Below are 21756 nucleotides of genomic sequence, written 5' to 3' on the forward strand. Positions count from 1 at the left end.
CCGCGCTCAGTGGTCGGTGCGCAGCTGCACGACGTTGCGCACCATGCCGCGCGGCACGGGCCAGTCAGCTGCATCGCGCGGGTCGCCCGCGGTGGCGAGCGCATGCCGCTGCCGGTCCAGCAGGCCAGCGAACATGAAGGTGATGTCGGTCAGTCGCCTGCGCGCCAGCATCTCGCCATGCACCTCGACCAGGGCCGCCATGAGATCCTGGCGCAGCGACCACAGGGCTTCAGGGTCGTCGGCGGCGGCGATCCTGGAGGCCAGCGTCGAGCGCAGGCACTCATCGGTCACGGCCGCCAGCTGGCCCAGCATCAGGTTGCGGATCTCGGCGAACCGGCCATCGCGCCGGAACCACAGTGATCGCCACCAGCCTCGGCGCACCTGAGGACGGGTACGCGGCGGTTCGGACGGAGGTCCGATCTTCGCGCCCCGGGGCTCGGCGACGCTGGAAGACGCAAGGGACACGTTCGATCTCCTGTTGGCGGACCCATGGATCCGAAGTCTGGCCAAAGTATGTTCTCGAGTTGTTACAAAGCCATTGCAGTGCTTTGGCGATTTGTTTCGTTTGTTGCGAGGCTGCCCATTGGCCTCAGACGTTGCGGGAATCTGCCAGATAGTTCCAGCAGCAGTCAAGGGAAAACCCTAGTATGCCCCTTATGAACGATTCCATTGCTCCTCTCTCGCCGGCCGCGGGCGCCGGACGTGCGCCTGCGGGCGCACCCCAGGGGCCGTCCGAGCGCCGCGTCTCGCCCGTCGTGGTGCCGATCCGCTCGCTCGGGCCGGAGCACCGGGAGCGCATCGCACGCCACCTGCTGGCGCTGGGGCCGCACGACCGCTACCTGCGCTTCGGCTATGCCGCCAGCGACGAGCATGTGCGCCGGTACACCGACAGCCTGCAGTTCGACCGCGACGACATCTTCGGCATCTACAACCGCAAGCTCGACCTGATCGCCATGGCGCACCTGGCGTTCTCGATCAATCCGGAACTGACCTCGTGTGCCGAGTTCGGCGTATCGGTGTCCAGCCACGCGCGCGGCCGTGGCTACGGCGCCCGCTTGTTCGAGCGTGCCGCCATGCATGCGCGCAACGAGGGCGTGCAGCTGCTGTTCATCCATGCGCTCAGCGAGAACACCGCCATGCTCAAGATCGCGCGCAACGCGGGCGCCAAAGTAGAGCGCGATGGCTCCGAGTCCGAAGCCTTCCTGCGCCTGCCGGCCGCCACGCTGGACAGCCGCATGACGGCCCTGGTGCAGGAGCAGCTGGGGCTGACCGACTACCGCCTGAAGGCGCAGGCCAAGCAGTTCTGGGACCTGCTGGCCACGGTGCAGGAAGTGCGCCAGGGCGTGCGCGACGCACGCGCCAAGTCCGGCCGCTGAGCGGCCTGCCAGCGGCGCCGGCTGGCGATCCGCTATCCTTGCAGTTCATCCACAACCGCATGTCCTGCGCCCCCGTCTGTGTCAGACCCCTATCCTGCGCGTTCTTCTTCGGGCATGCCCGAGCGTGAAGACAAGCGCAGCTTCCTGCAGAAGCTGGCCGAATTCATCCACCCTGGACCGGATTCGCGGGCGGAATTGATCGAGACACTGAACGAGGCGGAGCACAACGAGATCATCGGGCCGGACTCGCGCGTCATGCTCGAAGGTGTGATCCGCATGGCCGACATGACGGCCGGCGACGTGATGGTGGCGGCCACGCGCATGGACTGCCTGAACATCGACGCGCCTTACGAAGAGCTGCTGCATGTCGTGATCGACACCGCGCACTCGCGCTTTCCGGTGTTCGAGGGCGAGAAGGAAAACATCATCGGCATCCTGCTGGCCAAGGACCTCCTGAAGCTGCAGCGTGCCCCCGAACTGAACCTGCGCGCGCTGCTGCGCCCGGCGGTGTTCGTGCCCGAGAGCAAGGGCTTGAACGACCTGCTGCGCGAGTTCCGCGGCAACCGCAACCATCTGGCTGTGGTGATCGACGAATTCGGCCGCGTGGCCGGTCTGATCACCATCGAAGACGTGCTGGAGCAGATCGTCGGCGAGATCGAGGACGAGTTCGACATCGTCGAAGACCACGGCGACATCTTCGGCCTGGCCGACCACACCTACCGGGTCAGCGGCGACACGCCGGTCGAGCGCGTCGAGGAAGCCTTCGCGGTCAAGCTGCAGGACGCCTCGGGCGACGAGGACTTCGACACCATCGGCGGCCTGATCGCGCACGCGATGGGCCATGTGCCCAAGCGCGGCGAACACCACGTGCTGGCCGGGCTGAACTTCCTCGTGCTGCACACCAAGGGCGGCGCCGTACGCTGGTTCAAGGTCTCGCCCGCGACCGAAGCCGACGACAACACCGGATGACGCGCGGACGGATGGGCGTCTGGCTGGCGGCGCTGTGCGCGCTCGTGGCCGGCGGCGGCCATGCCATGTCCATCGCGGCGCCGTGGGACGGCCAGCCGCAGTGGTGGCTGCAGTTGCTCGCGATGGCAGTGCTGGTCCGCCTGGTCGATGGCGCATCCAGCGTGCGCATGGCCGCGCTACGCGCCTTCGCCTTCGCGCTTGCATGGCTCGCGGGCATCTTCTGGTGGCTGTTCATCTCGCTGCATGTGTATGGCGGCCTGCCCGCCGTGCTGGCCGTGCTGGCGGTCGGCAGCCTGGCGGCGGCGCTGGCGCTGTACTACGCGGGTGCGGCTGCGCTGGCGCGCCATTGCCGCGTGCAGAACGCCGTGCTGCGCGCGGGCCTGTGGGCTGCGCTGTGGACGTTGGCCGAGCTGTGCCGCGGCCTGCTGTTCACCGGCTTTCCGTGGGGTGCCGCGGGCTACGCCCATGTCGACGGCCCACTGGCCGCGCTCGCGCCCTGGATCGGCGTCTACGGCATCACCGCAGTCGCTGCGTTCGTGGCGGCGCTGCTGGCCCGGCTCGCCGCCAGGGCGCCGGGTGCGGGCCGCGTGGGGGCCGGCGTCGCCTTGCTGGCCCTGGCCGGCGTGGCGGCCCTGCTGCACTGGCGCGCGCCCGTGGATGCGGCGCCTGCGATGTCGCCGCCGCTGACGGTGAGCCTGCTGCAGGGCAACATCCCGCAGGACGAGAAGTTCCAGCCCGGCACGGGCATCGAGCAGTCGCTGCTCTGGTACGGCCAGCAACTGCAGCAGTCGCGCAGCCCGCTGGTCGTCGCGCCCGAGACTGCGCTGCCGCTGCTGCCCGAGCAACTGCCGCTGGGCTATTGGCAGGCCTTGCAGGAGCGCTTTGCCACCGGCTCGCAGACCGCGCTGGTCGGTCTGCCCATGGGCAGCATGACGGACGGCTACATCAACGCCGCGGTCGGCTTCCAGCCCGGCAGGCCCGCACCGTACGAATACGCCAAGCACCACCTCGTGCCCTTCGGCGAGTTCATCCCGCCGCTGTTCCGCTGGTTCACAGAGCTCATGAACATTCCCCTGGGCGACTTCCGGCGCGGCGACGTGGGCCAGGCCTCGCTGGTGCTGGGGCCGCACCGGCTGGCGCCCAACATCTGCTATGAGGACTTGTTCGGCGAGGAGCTGGGCGCGCGCTTCATCGACCCCGCGAAGGCGCCGACCATCTTCGTGAACATGAGCAACATCGGCTGGTTCGGCGACAGCATCGCGATCGACCAGCATCTGGCGATCTCGCGCATGCGCAGCCTGGAATTCCGCCGGCCCATGCTGCGCGCGACCAACACTGGCGCGACGGCCATCATCGATGCGCAGGGCCGCGTCACGCACAGCCTGCCGCGCCTCACGCGCGGCGTGCTCACCGGCGAAGTGCGCGGCCGCAGCGACATCACGCCGTTCGCGTGGTGGGTGTCGCGCGCCGGATTGGCGCCGCTGTGGGGCAGCGCGCTGGCCGTGCTGGCATTGGCGCTGTGGGCGCGCCGACGCGCCCCGTAAAATCCGCTGTTTTTCGCGCACTCCGGCGCCCACGTCTTCTGCCGGCCGCAAGGCCTGGCCCACGCACCGATGCTGTCATTCCAACAAATCATCCTCAAGCTGCAGGCGTACTGGGCCGACCAGGGCTGCGCCCTGCTGCAGCCCTATGACATGGAGGTCGGCGCCGGCACGTCGCACACCGCCACCTTCCTGCGTGCGCTCGGCCCCGAGCCGTGGAAGGCGGCCTACGTGCAACCCAGCCGCCGCCCCAAGGACGGCCGCTACGGCGAGAACCCGAACCGCCTGCAGCACTACTACCAGTACCAGGTGGTGCTCAAGCCCGCGCCGTCCAACATCCTGGAGCTGTACCTGGGCTCACTGCAGGCGCTGGGCTTCGATCTGAAAAAGAACGACATCCGCTTCGTCGAGGACGACTGGGAAAATCCCACGCTGGGCGCCTGGGGCCTGGGCTGGGAGGTCTGGCTCAACGGCATGGAGGTCACGCAGTTCACCTACTTCCAGCAGGTCGGCGGCATCGACTGCAAGCCCATCACGGGCGAGATCACCTACGGCCTGGAGCGCCTGGCCATGTATCTGCAGGGCGTGGACAACGTCTACAACCTCAAGTGGACGGAAGGTCTCAGCTATGGCGATGTCTACAAGCAGAACGAGGTGGAGCAGTCCACCTACAACTTCGAGCACAGCGACGCCGACTTCCTGTTCACGGCCTTCACCGCGCACGAGAAGCAAGCCAAGCACCTGATGGCGCAGCAGCTCGCCTTGCCGGCCTACGAGCAGGTGCTCAAGGCCGCGCACAGCTTCAATTTGCTGGACGCGCGCGGCGCGATCAGCGTGACCGAACGCGCGGCCTACATCGGCCGCATCCGCAACCTCGCGCGCGCCGTGGCGCAGAGCTACTACGACAGCCGCGAGCGCCTGGGCTTCCCGATGGCGCCGCGCGAGTGGGTCGCGCAGATTCCGAAGAAAGACAAGGCGGCGGCCTGAACATGACTGCACAGAACCTTCTCGTTGAGCTCTTCGTCGAAGAACTGCCACCCAAGGCCCTGCGCAAGCTGGGCGATGCGTTCGGCGGCCAGTTGCTCGAGCAGCTCAAGGCCCAGGGCCTGGCCGGTGCCGATGCGATGCTGACCACCTTCGCCTCGCCGCGTCGCCTGGCCGCCCATGTCACGGCCGTGCTCGCGCGCGCCGCCGACAAGCCGCAATCGCAAAAGCTCATGCCGGTCGCCGTCGGCCTGGACGCCGCGGGTCAGCCCACGCCAGCGCTGCTTAAGCGCCTGGCTGCGCTGGGTGCCGACGCCTCCGCCGTGCCGCTGCTGCAGCGCCGCCCGGACGGCAAGGCCGAAGCCCTGTTCCACGACAGCATCGCACCTGGCGTGTCGCTGGTCGACGGGCTGCAAAAAGCCTTGCTCGACGCGATCGCCAAGCTGCCGATTCCCAAGGTCATGGGCTACCAGCTCGAATCGGGCTGCGAACTGCCGGGCTGGACGACGGTCAGCTTCGTGCGGCCGGCCCATGGCCTCGTCGCCCTGCACGGCAGCGAGGTCGTGCCGGTGCAGGCCCTGGGCCTGAACGCCGGCAACACCACGCAGGGCCACCGCTTCGAGGCCTCCCAATCGCCGGTCGTGCTGCCGGACGCCGACAGCTACGCCGACGTGCTGGCGCGCGACGGCGCCGTGATCGCCGGCTTCGATGCCCGCAAGGGCGCCATCGTGCAGCAGCTCGCCGCAGCCGCGGCCCAGGTCGGCGGCGGCGCGCGCGCCATCGAGGACGACGCACTGCTGGACGAGGTCACGGCCCTGGTCGAGCGGCCCAACGTGTTGGTCTGCAGCTTCGAGCCCGAGTTCCTCGAAGTGCCGCAGGAATGCCTGATCCTCACGATGAAGGCCAACCAGAAGTACTTCCCGCTGCTCGACGCGGCCGGCAAGCTCACGAACAAGTTCCTGGTCGTCAGCAACATCAGCCCGGCGGACGCGAGCGCCGTCATCGGCGGCAATGAGCGCGTGGTGCGCCCGCGGCTGGCCGACGCCAAGTTCTTCTTTGACCAGGACCGCAAGCGCACGCTGGCCTCGCGCGTGGACAGCCTTGGCAAGGTGGTCTACCACAACAAGCTCGGCACGCAGGGCGAGCGCGTGGAGCGTGTGCGCAGCATCGCGCGGGCCATCGCCCAGCAGCTCGGCGGCGATGCATTGGCGCAGGCGGCCGACACTGCGGCCACCTTGGCCAAAACCGATCTCGTGACCGACATGGTGGGCGAGTTCCCCGAGCTGCAGGGCACGATGGGCCGCTACTACGCGCTGCACGACGGCCTGCCGGCGGACGTGGCCGACGCCATCGAAGACCACTACAAGCCGCGCTTCGCCGGCGACAGCCTGCCGCGCAACCCGGTCGGCATCGCGGTCGCGCTGGCCGACAAGCTGGAGACGCTGGCCGGCATGTTCGGCATTGGCAACCTGCCCACCGGCGACAAGGACCCGTTTGCGCTGCGCCGCCATGCGCTGGGCGTGGCGCGCATGCTGGTCGAGAGCCGGCTTGCGCTGTCCGCCTCCGCGCTGACACGCATGGCCTTCGACGCCTTCCCCCCCGGCCTGGTGCAGGACGCCGCCGCAGCGCTGGACGACTTCATGGTCGAGCGCCTGAAGGGGTCGCTGCGCGACGGCGGTTACTCCGCCGCCGAGGTCGATGCCGCGATCCACGCCCAGCAGCTCGGCGACTGGTCCACCATCCCGAGCCGCCTGGCCGCCGTGCGCGCCTTTGCGGCCCTGCCCGAGGCGCCCGCGCTGGCCGCGGCCAACAAGCGCATCGCCAACATCCTGAAGAAGGCCGGCGAGGTCGATGCCCATGTCAGCGAAGTGCTGCTCCGCGAGCCGGCCGAGCAGGCGCTGTTTGCCGCCATGAACGCCGTCGTGCCACAGGCCGATGCGCAGTTCCAGGCCGGCGACTACACGGCCTCGCTGCAAACCCTGGCCGCGTTGCGCGCGCCGGTCGACGCGTTCTTCGACGGCGTGATGGTCAACGCGGACGAGCCCGACCTGCGGCTGAACCGCCAGGGCCTGCTCAAGTCGCTGCATGCGGCGATGAACCGCGTGGCCGACCTGTCCCGTCTGGCCAGCTAGGCACACCATGAAACTCGTGATCCTCGACCGCGACGGCACCATCAACGAGGACAGCGACGAATTCGTCAAGACCGCCGACGAGTGGATCCCGCTGCCCGGCGCGCTGGAGGCCATCGCCAAGCTGAACCATGCCGGCTGGCACGTGGTGATCGCGACCAACCAGTCCGGCCTGGGGCGTGGCTTGTTCGACGTGGTCTCGCTCAATGCCATGCACACCAAGATGCACAAGCAGCTGGCCGCGCTGGGCGGGCGTGTGGACGCGGTGTTCTATTGCCCGCACGCGCCCGACGAGGGCTGCGCCTGCCGCAAGCCCAAGCCCGGATTGTTCGAGCAGATCGGCGAGCGCCTGGGTGTGGACTTGAAGGGCGTGCCGACCACGGGCGACAGCGTGCGCGACCTGCAGGCTGGCGCCGCAGCCGGCTGCGAGCCGCACCTGGTGCTGACCGGCAAGGCCGAGCGCTTCCGTGGCGCAGACCTGCCGCCCGAGTTCCCGCCCGGCACCATCGTGCACCTGGACCTGATGGCGTTCGCCGAGTTCATCACGGCGCGCGAGATGCTGCAAAAGAAGGCGCCCAGCCCATGATTGCGTGGATCCGCTCCGTGCTGCACCTGCTCTGGATGGTGGTCACCATCATCCCCTGGGCCACCTTCGCCATCATCGCGTCGCTGTTCGTGAACAGCACGCGCATGTACTGGATCTGCGCCGGCTGGCTCAAGGTCGCCGTAAATGGCGGCCAGTGGATCCTGGGCATCCGCAACCGCATCACAGGCTACGAGAACTTGCCCATCGGCACCACGGCGCCGGCGGTGCTGCTGGTCAAGCACCAGTCGACCTGGGAGACACTGGTAATGCCGGCCATCATGCCGCACCCCCTGGCCTACGTCTTCAAGCGCGAATTGCTCTACATCCCGTTCTTCGGCTGGTCCATGGCGCGCATGGACATGATCCACATCGACCGCAAGCAGGGTCCGCGAGCGTTCGCCAAGGTCGTGCAGCAGGGCCGCCGGCTGCTCAAGCAGGGCAACTGGGTCATCATGTTCCCCGAGGGCACACGCATCCCGCGCGGCGAAGCCGGGCAGTACAAGTCCGGCGGCACGCGGCTGGCGATCGCCTGCGGCGCACCCGTGATCCCGATCGCCGTGACCTCGGCCAAGTGCTGGCCGCGCAAGGCTTTCGTCAAGCGGCCCGGCATCGTCGACATCTCCATCGGCAAGCCCATCCCCACGACCGGCCGCCACGCCGACGAGCTGATGCGCGAGGTGCAGGCCTGGATCGAGGCCGAGATGCGCCGGCTGGACCCGGACGCCTACCGGTGAGCCTGGCGTCCATGCAGCGGCTCGTGCAGCTGACGCTCGACCTGTTCGATGCGCCCACGACCGCGCCGGCGCCCCGGCCGCCGCCGGTCTCGCTGGTCCCCGCCGTGCCGGCCGTGCCGATCGCGCAGGAACTGGCGCCCGTGCAGTTCCAGCACCCACGCGCCACGCGCCAGGCCCAGTTGCCTGGCGCCGTGGTCGGCTATGAATTCAAGCGCGCCAAGCGCCGCACCATCGGCTTCGTCGTCGGTCCCGATGGCCTGGTCGTCAGCGCGCCGCGCTGGGTGCCGCTGGCCGAGGTCGACGCCGCCGTGCGCGAGAAGGGCGGCTGGATCGTCAAGAAGCTCGGCCAGGCGCGCGAACGCCAGCAGCGCATGGCGACCGCCCGCATCGAGTGGAAGGACGGCGCCGAGCTGCCCTACCTGGGCGGCACGCTGCGTCTGGCGCTGGAGCCCGCACAGCGCGGCGGCGCAGCCGTGCTCCAGGCTGAAGCAGGGCTGCTGCAGCTGGCGCTGCCGCACAGCGCCTCGCCCGACCAGATCCGCGACGCCGTGCAGGCCTGGCTCATGCGCCAGGCTAGGAGCCTGTTCATCGAGCGGCTGCAGCACTACGCGCCACAGGTCGGCGTGCAATGGACGCGGCTGCGCCTGTCCAGCGCCGGCACGCGCTGGGGCAGCGCGAGTGCCGACGGTTCGATCCGCCTGAACTGGCGGTTGATCCACTTCCGGCTGCCCGTGATCGACTACGTGGTCGTGCACGAGCTCAGCCACCTGCGTGTGATGGACCACAGCCCGCGCTTCTGGGACACGGTCGCCACCGTGGTGCCCGACTACGCCCAGCTGCGCGGGCAACTCAAGGACGAACTGATTCCGCAATGGCAATGACACGACTGCACCGGGCCGCCGCATGACCGAGCTCCTCTTTCTGCTGGCCCTGCTGGCCGTCGCTGCGTCCGTGCTGCGCTCGCGTGAGCAGCAGGCCCGCATCGCGCTGCTGGGCAGCTACCTGGGCAAGTACCAGATCGAGCGCCAGATGGAGGCGCTGACCGACGGCTACCTGCGCTGGCTGGGCGAGGAGGGCGCCGAACGCCGCGCGCAGATCCGCGGCGTGCTGGCCGGCACCGAGCAGACGCTGGCCGCGCAGTTCGAAAGCTTCGCCAAGGACGTGGCTGGCATGCCGGCGCCGCAAGCGCAGGTCAGCAAGCTGGCGTTCTGGATTCCCTACGCGCAGCAACTTCTGCCGCGCTATCGGATGTTCGACGTGCGCGAGGCCTTCGCGATCCACGCACGCGGCATTGCCGAAGTCGCCGCCAATGTGCGCGGCCTGGACGAGAAGGCCCAGGCGCACCAGATGACGGCCGAGCTGCTGCTCATGCAGCACACCTGCCACTGGTTCTGCCGCTCCAGGGCGCTAGCCGATGCACGGCTCGTCATGCGGCACCAGACGGCCCACGCCCAGGTGCTGGCCGCGGTATCGCCGCAGACGGCGCGGGCCTACGCAGCCTTGATGGCGGGCTGACCGCCCCTCAGGCCAGCCCGAAGCGGTAGACGCCGTCGCCGCTGCGCTCGCGGCGCAGCTGGCCGTCGAACCACAGCTTGTGCAGATGGGCGATGGCCTCGCCCATGGCAAACGTGGTCTGGTGCAGGTCCAGCTTGCGCGTGAAAAGCACGGGCAGGATGTCGGCCGCCGTGCGCGGCCCTTCGCTCGCGCAGGCCTGCAGCACGCGCGCCAGGTGCTCGCGATGGTGCGTGTGCAATTGCCCGATGCGCGTGTGCAGGCCACGGAAGGGCTTGCCGTGGGCCGGCAGCGTCAGCGTGTCATCGGCCAGCGGCGCGAACTTGTCGATCGAGTCTAGGAACAGCTGCAGCGAGTTCGCCTCGGGCTCGTTGTCGTAGACGCTCACATTGGTGGAGATGCGCGGCAGCATCATGTCGCCGCCGATCAGCAGCTTGTCGGCGTCGCAGGAGAGTGCGATGTGCTCGGGCGCATGGCCGTAGCCGCTGATGCAGCGCCAGGCGCGGCCTCCGATGGTCACCGTGCCGCCGTCGAGCAGCCGGACGTAGCTGCGCGGCACGTCCGGCACCATGTCGGCGTAGTAGTTCGAGCGGCCACGCACCTTGTGCAGCGCCTCCTCGTCGGCCAGGCCGTGCTGGCGGAAGAACTGCGCCGCCGCCTCGCCGCCATTGCCGCTGGTGCCCAGCGTGTTGAGCCGGGCCACGGTGTAGTCGGTCGCGCTGATCCACAGCGGCGCGTTCCAGCGCGCGCACAGCCAGTGCGCCAGGCCGATGTGGTCGGGGTGCATGTGCGTCACGATCACGCGCAGGATGGGCAGGCCTTCCAGCTCGTTCGCGAAGACCGCTTCCCACTGCGCCTTGGCTTCGTCGCGCGCAATGCAGCAGTCCACCACCGTCCAGCCGTCGCGGCCGTCGACCGCGTCCCGCAGCAGCCACAGGTTGATGTGGTCCAGCGCGAACGGCAGCGCCATGCGGATCCAGCGCACGCCCGGCGCGACTTCCATCGTCGTGCCCGGCGCGGGCAACTGGTCGCCAAAGGGGTAGTGCAGCTGGCTTTCGAGTGCGTTCATGGCGGAGGGCTACCGGGTTGGTGTTGACGTTTACGTAAACGTCATCTGTAATCGCAGCCATTGTAGAAATCCGCATCCAATTCGCCTGTCACCTCCGCAATGCCCGCCAAACCCGCTCCCCCGCCCGCCGCCGCCCCAGCGGCCAGCGCCTACAGCATCAGCGACCTGGCGCAGGAGTTCGACCTGACCACGCGCGCGATCCGCTTCTACGAGGACATGGGCCTGCTGCAACCGGAGCGCGCCGGGCCCGGCGGCCGCATCCGTGTCTACAGCGCGCGCGACCGCACCCGCCTCAAACTCACGCTGCGCGCCAAGCGGCTGGGCCTGTCGCTGAGCGAGGCGCGCGAGATCATCGACATGTACGACAGCCCGCGCGACACGGGCCCGCAACTTCAGAAGTTCCTGGCCGTGCTGGCCGCGCACCGGCAGGCGCTGGAGGAGCAGCTGGCCGAGCTGCTGGCCAATCTGGATGAGGTGAAGGCGCATGAGAGAGAGGCGCGCGGCCTGCTCGCCAAGTCGCGCGCCGCGACTTGAGGGTTCGCGCCCCTTCCCGCGGGCCACGCGCTTCGCTATGATTGACGTTTACGTAAACGTCAATCAATTTCCATGGCCCACGACTCCGATGCGATCGCGCCGTCTGCGCTGTTCCAGCGCGTGCAGACCAGCCTGGAGCGCCAGGGCATGATGCGCCACCTGGGCGCGCGGCTGCTGCGCGTGGAGCCAGGGCTGTGCGAGATCGCGCTGCCGTTCTCCGACCGCGTGACCCAGCAGCAGGGCAGCTTCCACGGTGGCGCCATGGGCGCACTGGCCGACATCGCGGGCGGCTATGCCGCGCTGACGGTGGTGCCCGCAGGCATGGAAGTCGTGACCGTGGAGTACAAGATCAACTTTCTCGCGGCCCGTCAGGGCGGCGAGCTGCGCGCCACGGGCCGCGTCGTGCGTGCCGGCCAGCGCGTCATCGTCACCACGGCCGAGGTGCTGCACCTGGCCGAAGACGGCCGCGAGACCGCCTGCGCCGTGTCGCAGCAGACCCTGGCGCCGGTGCCGATGCAGTACTGACCGTCGCTTTTGCAACACCTTCGAGGAGACAACATGAACCTGCCCGGACTCAACTTCCAACTCGGCGAAGACGTGGACGCGCTGCGCGAGGCCGTGCATGCCTTCGCGCAGGCCGAGATCGCCCCGCGCGCGGCCGAGATCGACCGCAGCGACCAGTTCCCCATGGACCTGTGGCGCAAGATGGGCGACCTGGGCGTGCTGGGCATCACGGCGCCCGAGGCCTATGGCGGCGCCAACATGGGCTACCTGGCCCACATGATCGCGATGGAGGAAATCAGCCGCGCCAGCGCTTCGGTCGGCCTGTCGTACGGCGCGCACAGCAACCTGTGCGTGAACCAGCTCAAGCGCAACGGCAACGATGCCCAGCGCCAGAAGTACCTGCCCAAGCTGATCAGCGGCGAGCATGTGGGCGCGCTGGCCATGAGCGAGCCCGGTGCCGGCAGCGACGTGATCTCCATGAAACTCAAGGCCGAGGACAAGGGCGGCTACTACCTGCTCAACGGCAGCAAGATGTGGATCACCAACGGCCCGGACGCCGACACGCTGGTCGTCTACGCCAAGACCGAGCCCGAGATGGGCGCGCGCGGCGTCACCGCCTTCATCGTCGAGAAGGGCATGCCAGGCTTTTCCATCGCGCAAAAGCTCGACAAGCTGGGCATGCGCGGCAGCCACACCGGCGAGCTCGTGTTCCAGGACGTCGAGGTGCCGGCCGAGAACGTGCTGGGTGCGTTGAACGGCGGCGCCAAGGTGCTCATGAGCGGGCTGGACTACGAGCGCGCCGTGCTGACCGGCGGGCCGCTGGGCATCATGCAGAGCGTGATGGACAACGTCGTCCCCTACATCCATGACCGCAAGCAGTTCGGCCAGAGCATCGGCGAGTTCCAGCTGATCCAGGGCAAGGTGGCCGACATGTACACCGTGCTGCAGGCCGGCCGCAGCTTCGCCTACACCGTGGCCAAGAACCTGGACCTGCTGGGCAGCGAGCACGTGCGCCAAGTGCGAAAAGACTGCGCCAGCGTGATCCTGTGGACCGCCGAGAAGGCCACCTGGATGGCCGGCGAGGGCGTGCAAATCTTCGGCGGCAACGGCTACATCAACGAATACCCGCTGGGCCGGCTCTGGCGCGATGCCAAGCTCTACGAGATCGGCGCCGGCACCTCGGAGATCCGCCGCATGCTGATCGGCCGCGAGCTCTTCGCAGAGACCATGTAGGCCGCCGGGGCCACGCCGAGCAGCGTGGCCCCGTGCGTGTGAAAATTGTTGCGCCGCAGCAGGCTTCCCCCTCCTCACCGCTGCGCCACGGAAAGAGAACGCCGATGACTTCCTCACTGCAAAACCTGCTCGACAACAACCGCGCCTGGGCTGCCCAGATGGAGAAGGACCGCCCCGGCTTCTTCACCAGCCTGCTCAAGCAGCAGACGCCGCGCTACATGTGGATCGGCTGCGCCGACAGCCGCGTGCCGGCCAACGAGATCACCGGGCTGGACCCGGGCGAGGTCTTCGTGCACCGCAACGTGGCCAACGTGGTCGTGCATTCGGACCTCAACGCGCTCTCCACCATCCAGTTCGCCGTCGAGCACCTGCGCGTGGAGCACATCATGGTCACGGGCCACTACGGCTGTGCCGGCGTGCGCGCCGCGCTGCTGGGCCAGCGCGTGGGCCTGGCCGACAACTGGCTGGCCCACATCGCCGACCTGCGCATGCGGCACCGCAAGCGCATCGACCACCTGCCGACCGAGCAGGCGCGGCACGACGTGCTGTGCGAGATCAACGTGATCGAGCAGGTCGGGAACGTGGCCCAGTCCACCGTCGTGCGCGATGCCTGGGCGCGCGGCCAGCAGCTCACCATCCACGGCTGGTGCTACGGCCTGAAGGACGGCCTGGTCAACGACCTCCAGGTCAGCATCGACCGGTCCGAGATGCTGCTCGACACCTTCCGCGCCGCCATCAAGCGCTACCCGCGCGCGGATGGCGGCCAGCCGCCGCAGCCCGAAGAAGACGACGAATAAGCCCGTTCCGACCCACCCACCTTTGAAGGAGACGACATGAGCACCGCAACCCAAGACCCCATCGTGATCCTCGGCGCCGCGCGCACGCCCATGGGCGGCTTCCAAGGCGACTTCGTCTCGCTGGCCGCGCACGACCTGGGCGGCGTGGCGATCCAGGCCGCCGTCGAGCGCGCCGGCATCTCGCCCGACGCCGTGGGGGAGGTGCTGTTCGGCAACTGCCTGATGGCCGGCCAGGGCCAGGCCCCGGCGCGCCAGGCTGCCTTCAAGGGCGGGCTGCCCAAGGGCGCGGGTGCGGTCACCTTGTCCAAGATGTGCGGCTCGGGCATGAAGGCCGCCATGCTGGCGCACGACATGCTGCTGGCCGGCACGCACGAGGTGATGGTGGCCGGCGGCATGGAGAGCATGACCAACGCGCCGCACCTGCTGATGAAGGGCCGCAGCGGCATCCGCATTGGCCACGACCGCGTGATGGACCACATGATGCTGGACGGCCTGGAGGACGCTTACGAGCCCGGCCGCTCCATGGGCACCTTCGGCGAGGATTGCGCTGCCAAGTACGGCTTCACGCGCGAGGAGCAGGACAAGTTCGCCATCGCCAGCGTGCAGCGCGCCCAGGCCGCCACGCAGTCCGGCGCGTTCGCCAAGGAGATCGCGCCAGTCACCGTCAAGGGTCGCAACGGCGAGACCATCGTCAGCGTGGACGAGGGCCCGGGCAAGATCAAGCTCGACAAGATCCCCGCGCTCAAGCCCGCGTTCAAGAAGGACGGCACCATCACCGCCGCGTCCAGCTCTTCCATCAACGACGGCGCGGCCGCGCTGGTGATGGCGCGTGAGTCCACGGCCAAGCGCCTGGGGAGCCAGCCCATCGCGCGCATCGTGGGCCACACCACGCACGCGCAGGAACCCAACTGGTTCGCCACCGCCCCGGTCGGCGCCGTGCAGAAGCTGTTGGCCAAGACCGGCTGGAGCGTGGCCGACGTCGACCTGTGGGAGGTCAACGAAGCCTTCGCCGTCGTGCCCATGGCGCTGATGACCGAGCTCGGCCTGTCGCACGACATCGTCAACGTCAACGGCGGCGCCTGCGCGCTGGGCCACCCGATCGGCGCCAGCGGCGCGCGCATCATGGTCACGCTGATCCATGCACTGCAGGCGCGCGGCAAGAAGCGCGGCATCGCCACGCTGTGCATCGGCGGGGGCGAGGCGACGGCGCTGGCACTGGAACTGGTCTGAGGCCTGCCATGGCCAGGCCGCAGCCTCAGCCGCGGTTCACCGCGGAGGAATACCTGGACTGGGAGCAGGCCCAGCCCGAGCGCCACGAGTACATCGACGGCGAGGTCTTCGGCATGGCAGGTGGCGAAGACCGCAATGCCACCGTGGCGGGCAACCTGTACATCGCCTTGCGCCAGCATCTGCGTGGCGGCCCGTGCCACGCCTACATGAGCGACGTGCGCCTGCATGTCGCCACCGCCAACGCCTACTTCTATCCCGACCTGATGGTCACCTGGGACCCGGCCGACGAAGCCAACCGCTTGTCCAAATCTGCGCCACTGCTGCTCGTCGAAGTGCTGTCCCCCAGCACCGCAGCCTACGACCGCGGCGACAAGTTCGCCCACTACCGCCGCATCGCCAGCCTGGAGGAATTCGTGCTGGTCGACATCGACCGCCGCGCCACCGACGTCTACCGCAAGGGCGCGGACGGCCTGTGGGTGCTGCACCCGTTCAGCGGCGACCAAGCCGTGGCCCTGGCGAGCGTGGCGCTGACGCTGCCCGCCGCCGACCTGTTCGCAGACCTGGAGGGCGACACGCCCAACCACAAGGAGACCCTCTGATGTCCACCATCCTCATCATCGGCGCCTCGCGCGGCATCGGCCTTGAATTCGTGCGCCAGTACCGCGAGGCCGGCGAGCGCGTGATCGCCACGGCGCGCGACGACGAGGGCCTGGCGCGTCTGAAGACGCTAGGCGCCATCCCGCTGCGCATCGACGTGGCCGACCCGGGCAGCCTGAGCGGCCTGGCCTGGCAGCTGGACGGCGAGAAGATCGACCTGGCGCTGTACGTGGCCGGCGTCTATGCCACGGCCGACGCGCGCACGCCACCCACGCAGGAAGACTTCGACCGCGTCATGCACACCAACGTGCTGGGCGCGATGCAGGTCATCCCGCAGGTCGCGCCGCTGGTCGAGCCGCAGCCGCGCGGCCGCTTCGCGTTCATCACCAGCGCCATGGGCCGCATCGATGGCGTGGAGTCCAGCTACGCCTGGGCCTACCGCGTGAGCAAGGCCGCGCTGAACATGGTGGTGGCCACGGCGCAGCACGACTACCCGCAGGCCGTCATGGTCGCCATCTCGCCGGGTTGGGTGCAAACCGACATGGGCGGGGCCGACGCCACGTTGACCCCCGAGACCAGCGTCACCGCCATGCGCGCCGCGCTGGAGGCGCTGACGCCGCAGCAGCGCGGCGCGTTCCTCGACTACGACGGCACGCCCTTCAAGACCTGGTGAGCGCCGCATGATCGAAACCCTGGCGCAGCTGCGCGGCCTGTACGCCGCCCCCGGCGAGCGGGCGCTGCGCAAGCAACTGACGCGGCTCGACCCGCATGCGCGCCGCTTCATCGCCCTGTCGCCCTTCTGCGTCGTCGCCACCGGCGGTGTGCACGGCGGCCTGCTCGACGCCTCGCCGCGCGGCGGCGCGCCCGGCTTCGTGAAGGTGGCCGACGAGCGCATGCTGCTGCTGCCCGACGCGGGTGGCAACAACCGGCTCGACACGCTGGAGAACCTGCTGGCCGACCCGCGCCTGGCGCTGATCTTCCTGATCCCGAATGTGGAAGAGACCCTGCGCGTGAACGGCCGCGCGCGCCTGCGCGACGAGCCCGCGTTCACGGAGCGCTTCGACCAGGAACGCCAGCGCCCCAAGCTCGTCATCGAGGTCGCCGTGCAGGAGGTCTACCTGCACTGCGCCAAAGCCTTCATGCGCTCGCAGCTCTGGCAGCCGTCCACCTGGCCCGCACGCGAGGTGCTGCCCAGCATGAACCAGATGATCCACGACCAGACCGATGCCGGCCCGGTGACCGAGTCCGCCCAGGCCATGCGCGCGCGCTATGAGTCGCAGTTGGCAGCCGAGCGGCTGCCTTCCGCCTGAACTACTTCCCAAAGCCACCACCACAACAACAGGAGACACCACCATGCACCGCCTCGCCCCTCTGCGCGCCGCCTTCGGGCGCGCGCTGCTCGCCGGCCTGCTGCTCGCCGCCGGCAGCCCGCACGCGCTAGCCCAGCCGCGCGACGAGGCGCTGTTCCAGGCGGCCACGGACGAGCGGCCCGCGCTCGTCAAGACGCTGGAGCAACTCGTCAACATCGAGACCGGCACCGGCGACGCCGAAGGCATGGCGGAGGCCGGGCGGTTCCTGGAGCAACAACTGCAGGCCCACGGCCTCACCGTCACGCGCCACAAGGCGGCAGGCCTGGCCATTGGCGACAACCTGGTCGCCAGCATGAAGGGCCGCGGCGGCAAGAACCTGTTGCTGATGGCGCACATGGACACCGTCTACCCGCGCGGCATGCTGGCCAAGGCGCCGTTCCGCGTCGAGGGCGACAAGGCCTTCGGCCCCGGCATCGCCGACGACAAGGGCGGCGTGGCCGTCATCCTGCACACGCTCAAGCTGCTGAAGGCGCGCAACTTCCAGGACTTCGGCACGCTCACCGTGCTGTTCAACACCGACGAAGAGAAGGGCTCGCTGGGCTCACGCGACCTGATCCAGGCCGAGGCGGCCAAGGCCGACGTCGTGCTGTCGTACGAGCCCACGGCGGCCGGCAAGGAGAGCTTTGCGCTGGGCACCTCCGGCATCGCCTACGTGATCGCCAACATCAAGGGCAAGGCCTCGCACGCCGGTGCTGCGCCCGAGCTGGGCGTGAACGCGCTGGTCGAGGCCGCCGACCTGGTGCGCCGCACGCTGGACCTGGACGACAAGGCGCGCGGCCTGCGCTTCAACTGGACCATCGCCAAGGCCGGCGCCGTCAACAACGTGATCCCCGACAGCGCCACGCTGAACGCCGACATGCGCTATGTGCGCAATGCCGACTTCGATGCCACCGTCGCCACGCTGAAGGAGCGCGCACAGCAGAAGAAGCTGCCGGCTGCCGAGGTGGACATCGTCGTCAACAGAGGCCGTCCGGCGTTCGACGCGGGCCCGGCCGGCAAGCTGCTGGTCGACAAGGCCGTGGCCATCTACAAGGAGGCCGGGGCCGACATCGGCGTGACCGAGCGCACCGGCGGCGGCACGGACGCGGCCTATGCCGCGCTGTCCGGCAAGCCCGTGATCGAGAGCATGGGCCTGCCCGGCTTCGGCTACCACAGCAACGACGCCGAGTACGTGGACATCGGCGCCGTGCCGCGCCGGCTCTACCTGTCTGTGCGCATGGTCATGGACCTGGCGCGGGGCCGCTGACGCGGTTGGGGCGGCGCTGCAGCGCGCGCCGACATCACCGGCGGTCTGACGAACGCGCCTGGCCGAACGATGGCGCATGTCTGGCAGGCCTGCAGCAACCCGCAGATACCATCAATGCACAGGCGCCACGCATGGCGCCACCCCACCGGAGACGATCCCCCATGCTGCTCACCCCCGACCACCAGGCCATCCGCGAAGCCGTGCGCGACTTTGCGCAGGCCGAGCTGTGGCCCCACGCCGCGCGCTGGGACCGCGAACACCATTTTCCCAAGGACGCCCACCAGGGCCTGGCCGCACTCGGCGCCTATGGCATCTGCGTGCCCGAGGAATATGGCGGCGCCGCCATGGACTACCTGAGCCTGGCGCTGGTGCTCGAGGAGATCGCGGCCGGCGACGGCGGCACCAGCACCGTCATCAGCGTGACCAACTGCCCCGTCAACGCCATCCTCATGCGCTACGGCAATGAGGCGCAGAAGAAGCGCTGGCTCACGCCGCTGGCGCAAGGGAAGATGCTGGGTGCGTTCTGCCTCACGGAGCCCCACGTGGGCAGCGATGCATCGGCCCTGCGCACCACGGCGCGCAGGGATGGCGATGGTTATGTGATCGACGGCGTCAAGCAGTTCATCACCAGCGGCAAGAACGGCCACGTGGCCATCGTGATCGCCGTCACCGACAAGGGGGCGGGCAAGAAGGGCATGAGCGCCTTCCTCGTGCCCACCGACACACCGGGCTACATCGTGGCGCGTCTGGAAGACAAGCTGGGCCAGCACAGCAGCGACACGGCGCAGATCAACTTCGAGAACTGCCGCATCCCGGCCGACCACCTGATCGGCGCCGAGGGCGAGGGCTACAAGATCGCGCTGGGCGCGCTGGAAGGCGGGCGCATCGGCATCGCCGCGCAAAGCGTGGGCATGGCGCGCAGCGCGTTCGATGCGGCGCTGGCCTACGCCAAAGAGCGCGAAAGCTTCGGCCAGCCGATCTTCCAGCACCAGGCCGTGGGCTTTCGGCTGGCCGACTGCGCCACGCAGATCGAGGCCGCGCGCCAGCTGGTCTGGCATGCGGCCAGCCTGCGCGACGCCGGCCTGCCGTGTTTGAAAGAGGCCGCCATGGCCAAGCTGTTCGCCAGCGAGATGGCCGAGCGCGTGTGCAGCGCGGCCATCCAGACGCTGGGCGGCTACGGCATCGTGAGCGACTTCCCGGTCGAGCGCATCTACCGCGACGTGCGCGTCTGCCAGATCTACGAGGGCACGAGCGACGTGCAGAAGATCCTGATCCAGCGCGCATTGGCATGAAGGAGGCCCCCACGCTCATCGCTTCGCGTATCGCTGCCCCCCGAGGGGGCGCGCCAGCGCCTTCGGGCGGCCGGGCGGCGCTGGCGGTTTGCGATTGCGGTCGCCTCGATGCGCGCCAGCGCCCACTGGCCTACGCGCAATGCTGCGGCCGCTACCTCGACGACTGGGCCGGCCTGCCCGCGCCCGACGCCGAGTCGCTCATGCGCTCGCGCTACACGGCCTTCGTGCGCGCGCGCGCCGACTACCTGCTGGCCACCTGGCACGTCAGCCGCCGGCCGGCCACGCTGGACTTCGACGCCGGCGTGCGCTGGCTGGGCCTGGAAGTGAAAGACCGCAAGGCGGTCGATGCCGACCATGCCGAGGTGGCCTTCGTCGCGCGCCAGCGCGACGCGGGCGGACGGGCGCACCGGCTCAGTGAACGCAGCCGCTTCGTGCGCGAAGACGGCCGCTGGTACTACCTCGACGCGATCGAGATCAACAAAGGATGAACGGATGAATTTCGAAGCGGTGCTGTTCGACTGCGACGGCGTGCTGGTCGACAGCGAGCCCCTCACCAACGGCGTGCTGCGCGACATGCTCGGCGAGCTGGGCTGGGTCATGACGGTGGAGCAGTGCATGGCCCAGTTCGTCGGCAAGGCCGTGATGGACGAAGTGGGCACCATCGAGGCCCGCACCGGCTTCAAGATGACCGAGGCATGGATGGCCACCTTCCGCCAGCGCCGCAACGACGCGCTGGTCGCGCAGCTGCAGGCCATCCCCAACATCCACGCCGCCGTCAAGGCCGTGCACGCACACTTCAGCGGCCGCATCGCCTGCGCCTCGGGTGCCGACCGGCACAAGGTCGAGCTGCAGCTGGAAAAGGTCGGCCTGATGCCGTTTTTCGAGGGCCGTGTCTTCAGCGGCCATGAGATGCCGCGCTCCAAGCCCGCACCCGATGTGTACCTGGCCGCGGCCGCCGCACTGGGTGTGGACCCGCGGCGCTGCGCCGTGGTCGAAGACACGGTCACCGGCGTCACCGCCGGCGTGGCCGCGGGCGCCACGGTGTTCGGCTACAGCCCCGGCGGGCCCGGCCACAGCACGGTGGAATCGCTGATGGCCGTGGGCGCCGCGCAGGTGTTCACCGACATGGCGCAGCTGCCCGCGCTGCTGGGCGCGCCGGCCTAGCCGCGCGCACCGGCATCCCCAGCCAGCCAAGCGGCCATGAGCACCCGCAAAAAGACGCCGGCCCCGCGTGCCGACGCCGCCGCCGCGGCCTTCAGCCGCAGCCACGGGCCGCTGTACAAACAGGTGGTCGCTGTGCTGCGCGACGAGATCGTGAAGGGCGTGCATGCCGTTGGCCAGCACCTGCCGACCGAGGTCGAGCTGTCCGAGCGCTTCCGCTTGAGCCGCCACACCGTGCGCGAGGCGCTGCGCGAGCTGCGCGCCAGCGGCCTGGTGGCCTCGCGCCAGGGCTCGGGCACTATCGTCGTCGCGCCCGAGCGCTCCACGTCCTATATCCACGAGACCGGCACGATTGCCGACCTGTCGCAGTACTCGGCCCCGCGCTGGGACATCGTCAGCAGCGAGATGGTCGCGGTCGACGCCGAACTCGCCCCGCGCCTTCACAGCAAGGTCGGCCAGCGCTGGCTGCGCATCGAGGCCTACCGCTACGGCGAGCTGGGCACGGCGCCCGTGTTCTGGACGCTCGTCTACCTGCACGAAGACGTGGCCGGCATTGGTCGCCTGGTGGGCCGGCGCGAGCGCCCGCTCTACGAAATGATCGAGGACATGTACGGCGAGCGCGTGGCCGAGGTGGAGCAGCGCGTGAATGCGCGCCAGGTGCCCGAGGGGTTGGCGGGTCGGCTGGAGCTGGCGCAGGGCAGCACGGTGATCGAGGTGGTGCGGACCTACCAGCTCACGACGGGCAAGATCGTGGAGGTGTCCTGCAATCTGTATCCGACGGCGCATTTCAGTCTGGTGCTGAAGTTGCGCCGGGCCTGAGCCCATCCGGCCTTCGGCCCCTGCATCGCACCGTCTCTCGGGCGCCGCGCGCAAGCTTGCGAGTCCATGTGTC

The 21756-nt window shown here is 69.2% G+C and carries 24 protein-coding genes; 22 read left to right on the forward strand and 2 right to left on the reverse strand.

What is annotated here, in order from left to right:
• Positions 1-6: 6 nt before the first annotated feature.
• Positions 7-465, reverse strand: coding sequence for a hypothetical protein (locus tag ASF43_RS20895; RefSeq protein WP_156373450.1), 459 nt, complete (start codon positions 463-465; stop codon positions 7-9).
• 191 nt (positions 466-656) lie between these two features.
• Between ASF43_RS20895 and ASF43_RS20900 the strand changes: the two genes are divergently transcribed.
• The 9 genes from ASF43_RS20900 to ASF43_RS20940 all read left to right on the forward strand — a co-directional run bounded on the left by ASF43_RS20900 (position 657) and on the right by ASF43_RS20940 (position 9834).
• Entirely contained in the window at positions 657-1376 is a 720-nt protein-coding gene (locus ASF43_RS20900) for a GNAT family N-acetyltransferase (protein ID WP_056185067.1), read from the forward strand.
• A 78-nt stretch (positions 1377-1454) separates the two neighbouring features.
• Complete coding sequence (locus ASF43_RS20905) at positions 1455-2345, forward strand: HlyC/CorC family transporter (RefSeq protein WP_056185069.1); 891 nt, start codon at positions 1455-1457, stop codon at positions 2343-2345.
• Complete coding sequence (lnt, locus tag ASF43_RS20910; RefSeq protein WP_056185072.1) at positions 2342-3889, forward strand: apolipoprotein N-acyltransferase; 1548 nt, start codon at positions 2342-2344, stop codon at positions 3887-3889. Before ASF43_RS20905 ends, lnt begins: the two co-directional genes overlap by 4 nt.
• Before the next feature lie 69 nt (positions 3890-3958).
• Complete coding sequence (glyQ, locus tag ASF43_RS20915) at positions 3959-4873, forward strand: glycine--tRNA ligase subunit alpha (RefSeq protein WP_056185075.1); 915 nt, start codon at positions 3959-3961, stop codon at positions 4871-4873.
• A gap of 2 nt (positions 4874-4875) precedes the next feature.
• Complete coding sequence (gene glyS / locus ASF43_RS20920; RefSeq protein ID WP_056185078.1) at positions 4876-7002, forward strand: glycine--tRNA ligase subunit beta; 2127 nt, start codon at positions 4876-4878, stop codon at positions 7000-7002.
• A 7-nt stretch (positions 7003-7009) separates the two neighbouring features.
• On the forward strand, positions 7010-7585 hold the full coding sequence (gmhB, locus tag ASF43_RS20925; RefSeq protein WP_056185081.1) for a D-glycero-beta-D-manno-heptose 1,7-bisphosphate 7-phosphatase: 576 nt from the start codon (positions 7010-7012) through the stop codon (positions 7583-7585).
• Positions 7585-8319, forward strand: a complete 735-nt coding sequence (locus tag ASF43_RS20930) for a 1-acyl-sn-glycerol-3-phosphate acyltransferase (RefSeq protein ID WP_056185731.1) — start codon at positions 7585-7587, stop codon at positions 8317-8319. The genes gmhB and ASF43_RS20930 overlap by 1 nt, the downstream gene beginning before the upstream one ends.
• 11 nt (positions 8320-8330) lie before the next feature.
• On the forward strand, positions 8331-9200 hold the full coding sequence (locus ASF43_RS20935; protein WP_056185733.1) for a M48 family metallopeptidase: 870 nt from the start codon (positions 8331-8333) through the stop codon (positions 9198-9200).
• A 22-nt stretch (positions 9201-9222) separates the two neighbouring features.
• The gene (locus tag ASF43_RS20940) at positions 9223-9834 is read left to right on the forward strand and encodes a hypothetical protein (protein WP_056185084.1); all 612 of its coding nucleotides are present in this window, start codon (positions 9223-9225) and stop codon (positions 9832-9834) included.
• Between the two features lie 7 nt (positions 9835-9841).
• On the opposite strand, the gene ASF43_RS20945 is transcribed toward ASF43_RS20940, so the two are convergent.
• Positions 9842-10900 (reverse strand): MBL fold metallo-hydrolase, encoded by a 1059-nt coding sequence (locus tag ASF43_RS20945; protein ID WP_056185087.1) that lies wholly within the window; start codon positions 10898-10900, stop codon positions 9842-9844.
• Between the two features lie 99 nt (positions 10901-10999).
• Between ASF43_RS20945 and ASF43_RS20950 the strand changes: the two genes are divergently transcribed.
• From ASF43_RS20950 to ASF43_RS21010, 13 genes are all read left to right on the forward strand, one after another.
• Positions 11000-11434: a MerR family DNA-binding transcriptional regulator gene (locus ASF43_RS20950; protein ID WP_056185089.1), complete on the forward strand. Its 435-nt coding sequence runs from the start codon at positions 11000-11002 to the stop codon at positions 11432-11434.
• A 72-nt stretch (positions 11435-11506) separates the two neighbouring features.
• The gene (locus ASF43_RS20955) at positions 11507-11959 is read left to right on the forward strand and encodes a PaaI family thioesterase (protein WP_056185092.1); all 453 of its coding nucleotides are present in this window, start codon (positions 11507-11509) and stop codon (positions 11957-11959) included.
• A 33-nt stretch (positions 11960-11992) separates the two neighbouring features.
• Complete coding sequence (locus ASF43_RS20960; protein WP_056185096.1) at positions 11993-13171, forward strand: isovaleryl-CoA dehydrogenase; 1179 nt, start codon at positions 11993-11995, stop codon at positions 13169-13171.
• A 104-nt stretch (positions 13172-13275) separates the two neighbouring features.
• A complete protein-coding gene (gene can, locus ASF43_RS20965; RefSeq protein WP_056185100.1) occupies positions 13276-13968 on the forward strand; it encodes a carbonate dehydratase in 693 nt (230 codons plus the stop codon).
• A gap of 36 nt (positions 13969-14004) precedes the next feature.
• A complete protein-coding gene (locus ASF43_RS20970) occupies positions 14005-15198 on the forward strand; it encodes an acetyl-CoA C-acyltransferase (protein WP_056185103.1) in 1194 nt (397 codons plus the stop codon).
• 8 nt (positions 15199-15206) lie between these two features.
• Positions 15207-15797, forward strand: coding sequence for a Uma2 family endonuclease (locus ASF43_RS20975; RefSeq protein WP_056185106.1), 591 nt, complete (start codon positions 15207-15209; stop codon positions 15795-15797).
• Complete coding sequence (locus ASF43_RS20980) at positions 15797-16468, forward strand: SDR family oxidoreductase (protein WP_056185108.1); 672 nt, start codon at positions 15797-15799, stop codon at positions 16466-16468. Before ASF43_RS20975 ends, ASF43_RS20980 begins: the two co-directional genes overlap by 1 nt.
• 7 nt (positions 16469-16475) lie before the next feature.
• Entirely contained in the window at positions 16476-17105 is a 630-nt protein-coding gene (locus ASF43_RS20985; RefSeq protein ID WP_056185111.1) for a pyridoxamine 5'-phosphate oxidase family protein, read from the forward strand.
• Between the two features lie 43 nt (positions 17106-17148).
• A complete protein-coding gene (locus tag ASF43_RS20990) occupies positions 17149-18411 on the forward strand; it encodes a glutamate carboxypeptidase (protein ID WP_156373451.1) in 1263 nt (420 codons plus the stop codon).
• A 161-nt stretch (positions 18412-18572) separates the two neighbouring features.
• The gene (locus ASF43_RS20995; RefSeq protein ID WP_056185112.1) at positions 18573-19703 is read left to right on the forward strand and encodes an acyl-CoA dehydrogenase family protein; all 1131 of its coding nucleotides are present in this window, start codon (positions 18573-18575) and stop codon (positions 19701-19703) included.
• On the forward strand, positions 19700-20191 hold the full coding sequence (locus ASF43_RS21000; RefSeq protein ID WP_162241838.1) for a YchJ family protein: 492 nt from the start codon (positions 19700-19702) through the stop codon (positions 20189-20191). Before ASF43_RS20995 ends, ASF43_RS21000 begins: the two co-directional genes overlap by 4 nt.
• Before the next feature lie 4 nt (positions 20192-20195).
• Positions 20196-20867, forward strand: a complete 672-nt coding sequence (locus ASF43_RS21005) for an HAD family phosphatase (protein ID WP_056185113.1) — start codon at positions 20196-20198, stop codon at positions 20865-20867.
• Positions 20868-20903: 36 nt separating this feature from the next.
• Positions 20904-21683, forward strand: coding sequence for a GntR family transcriptional regulator (locus ASF43_RS21010; RefSeq protein WP_056185118.1), 780 nt, complete (start codon positions 20904-20906; stop codon positions 21681-21683).
• Positions 21684-21756: the final 73 nt, after the last annotated feature.

Source organism: Pseudorhodoferax sp. Leaf267, from assembly GCF_001422405.1.
Classification (GTDB): domain Bacteria; phylum Pseudomonadota; class Gammaproteobacteria; order Burkholderiales; family Burkholderiaceae_C; genus Pseudorhodoferax.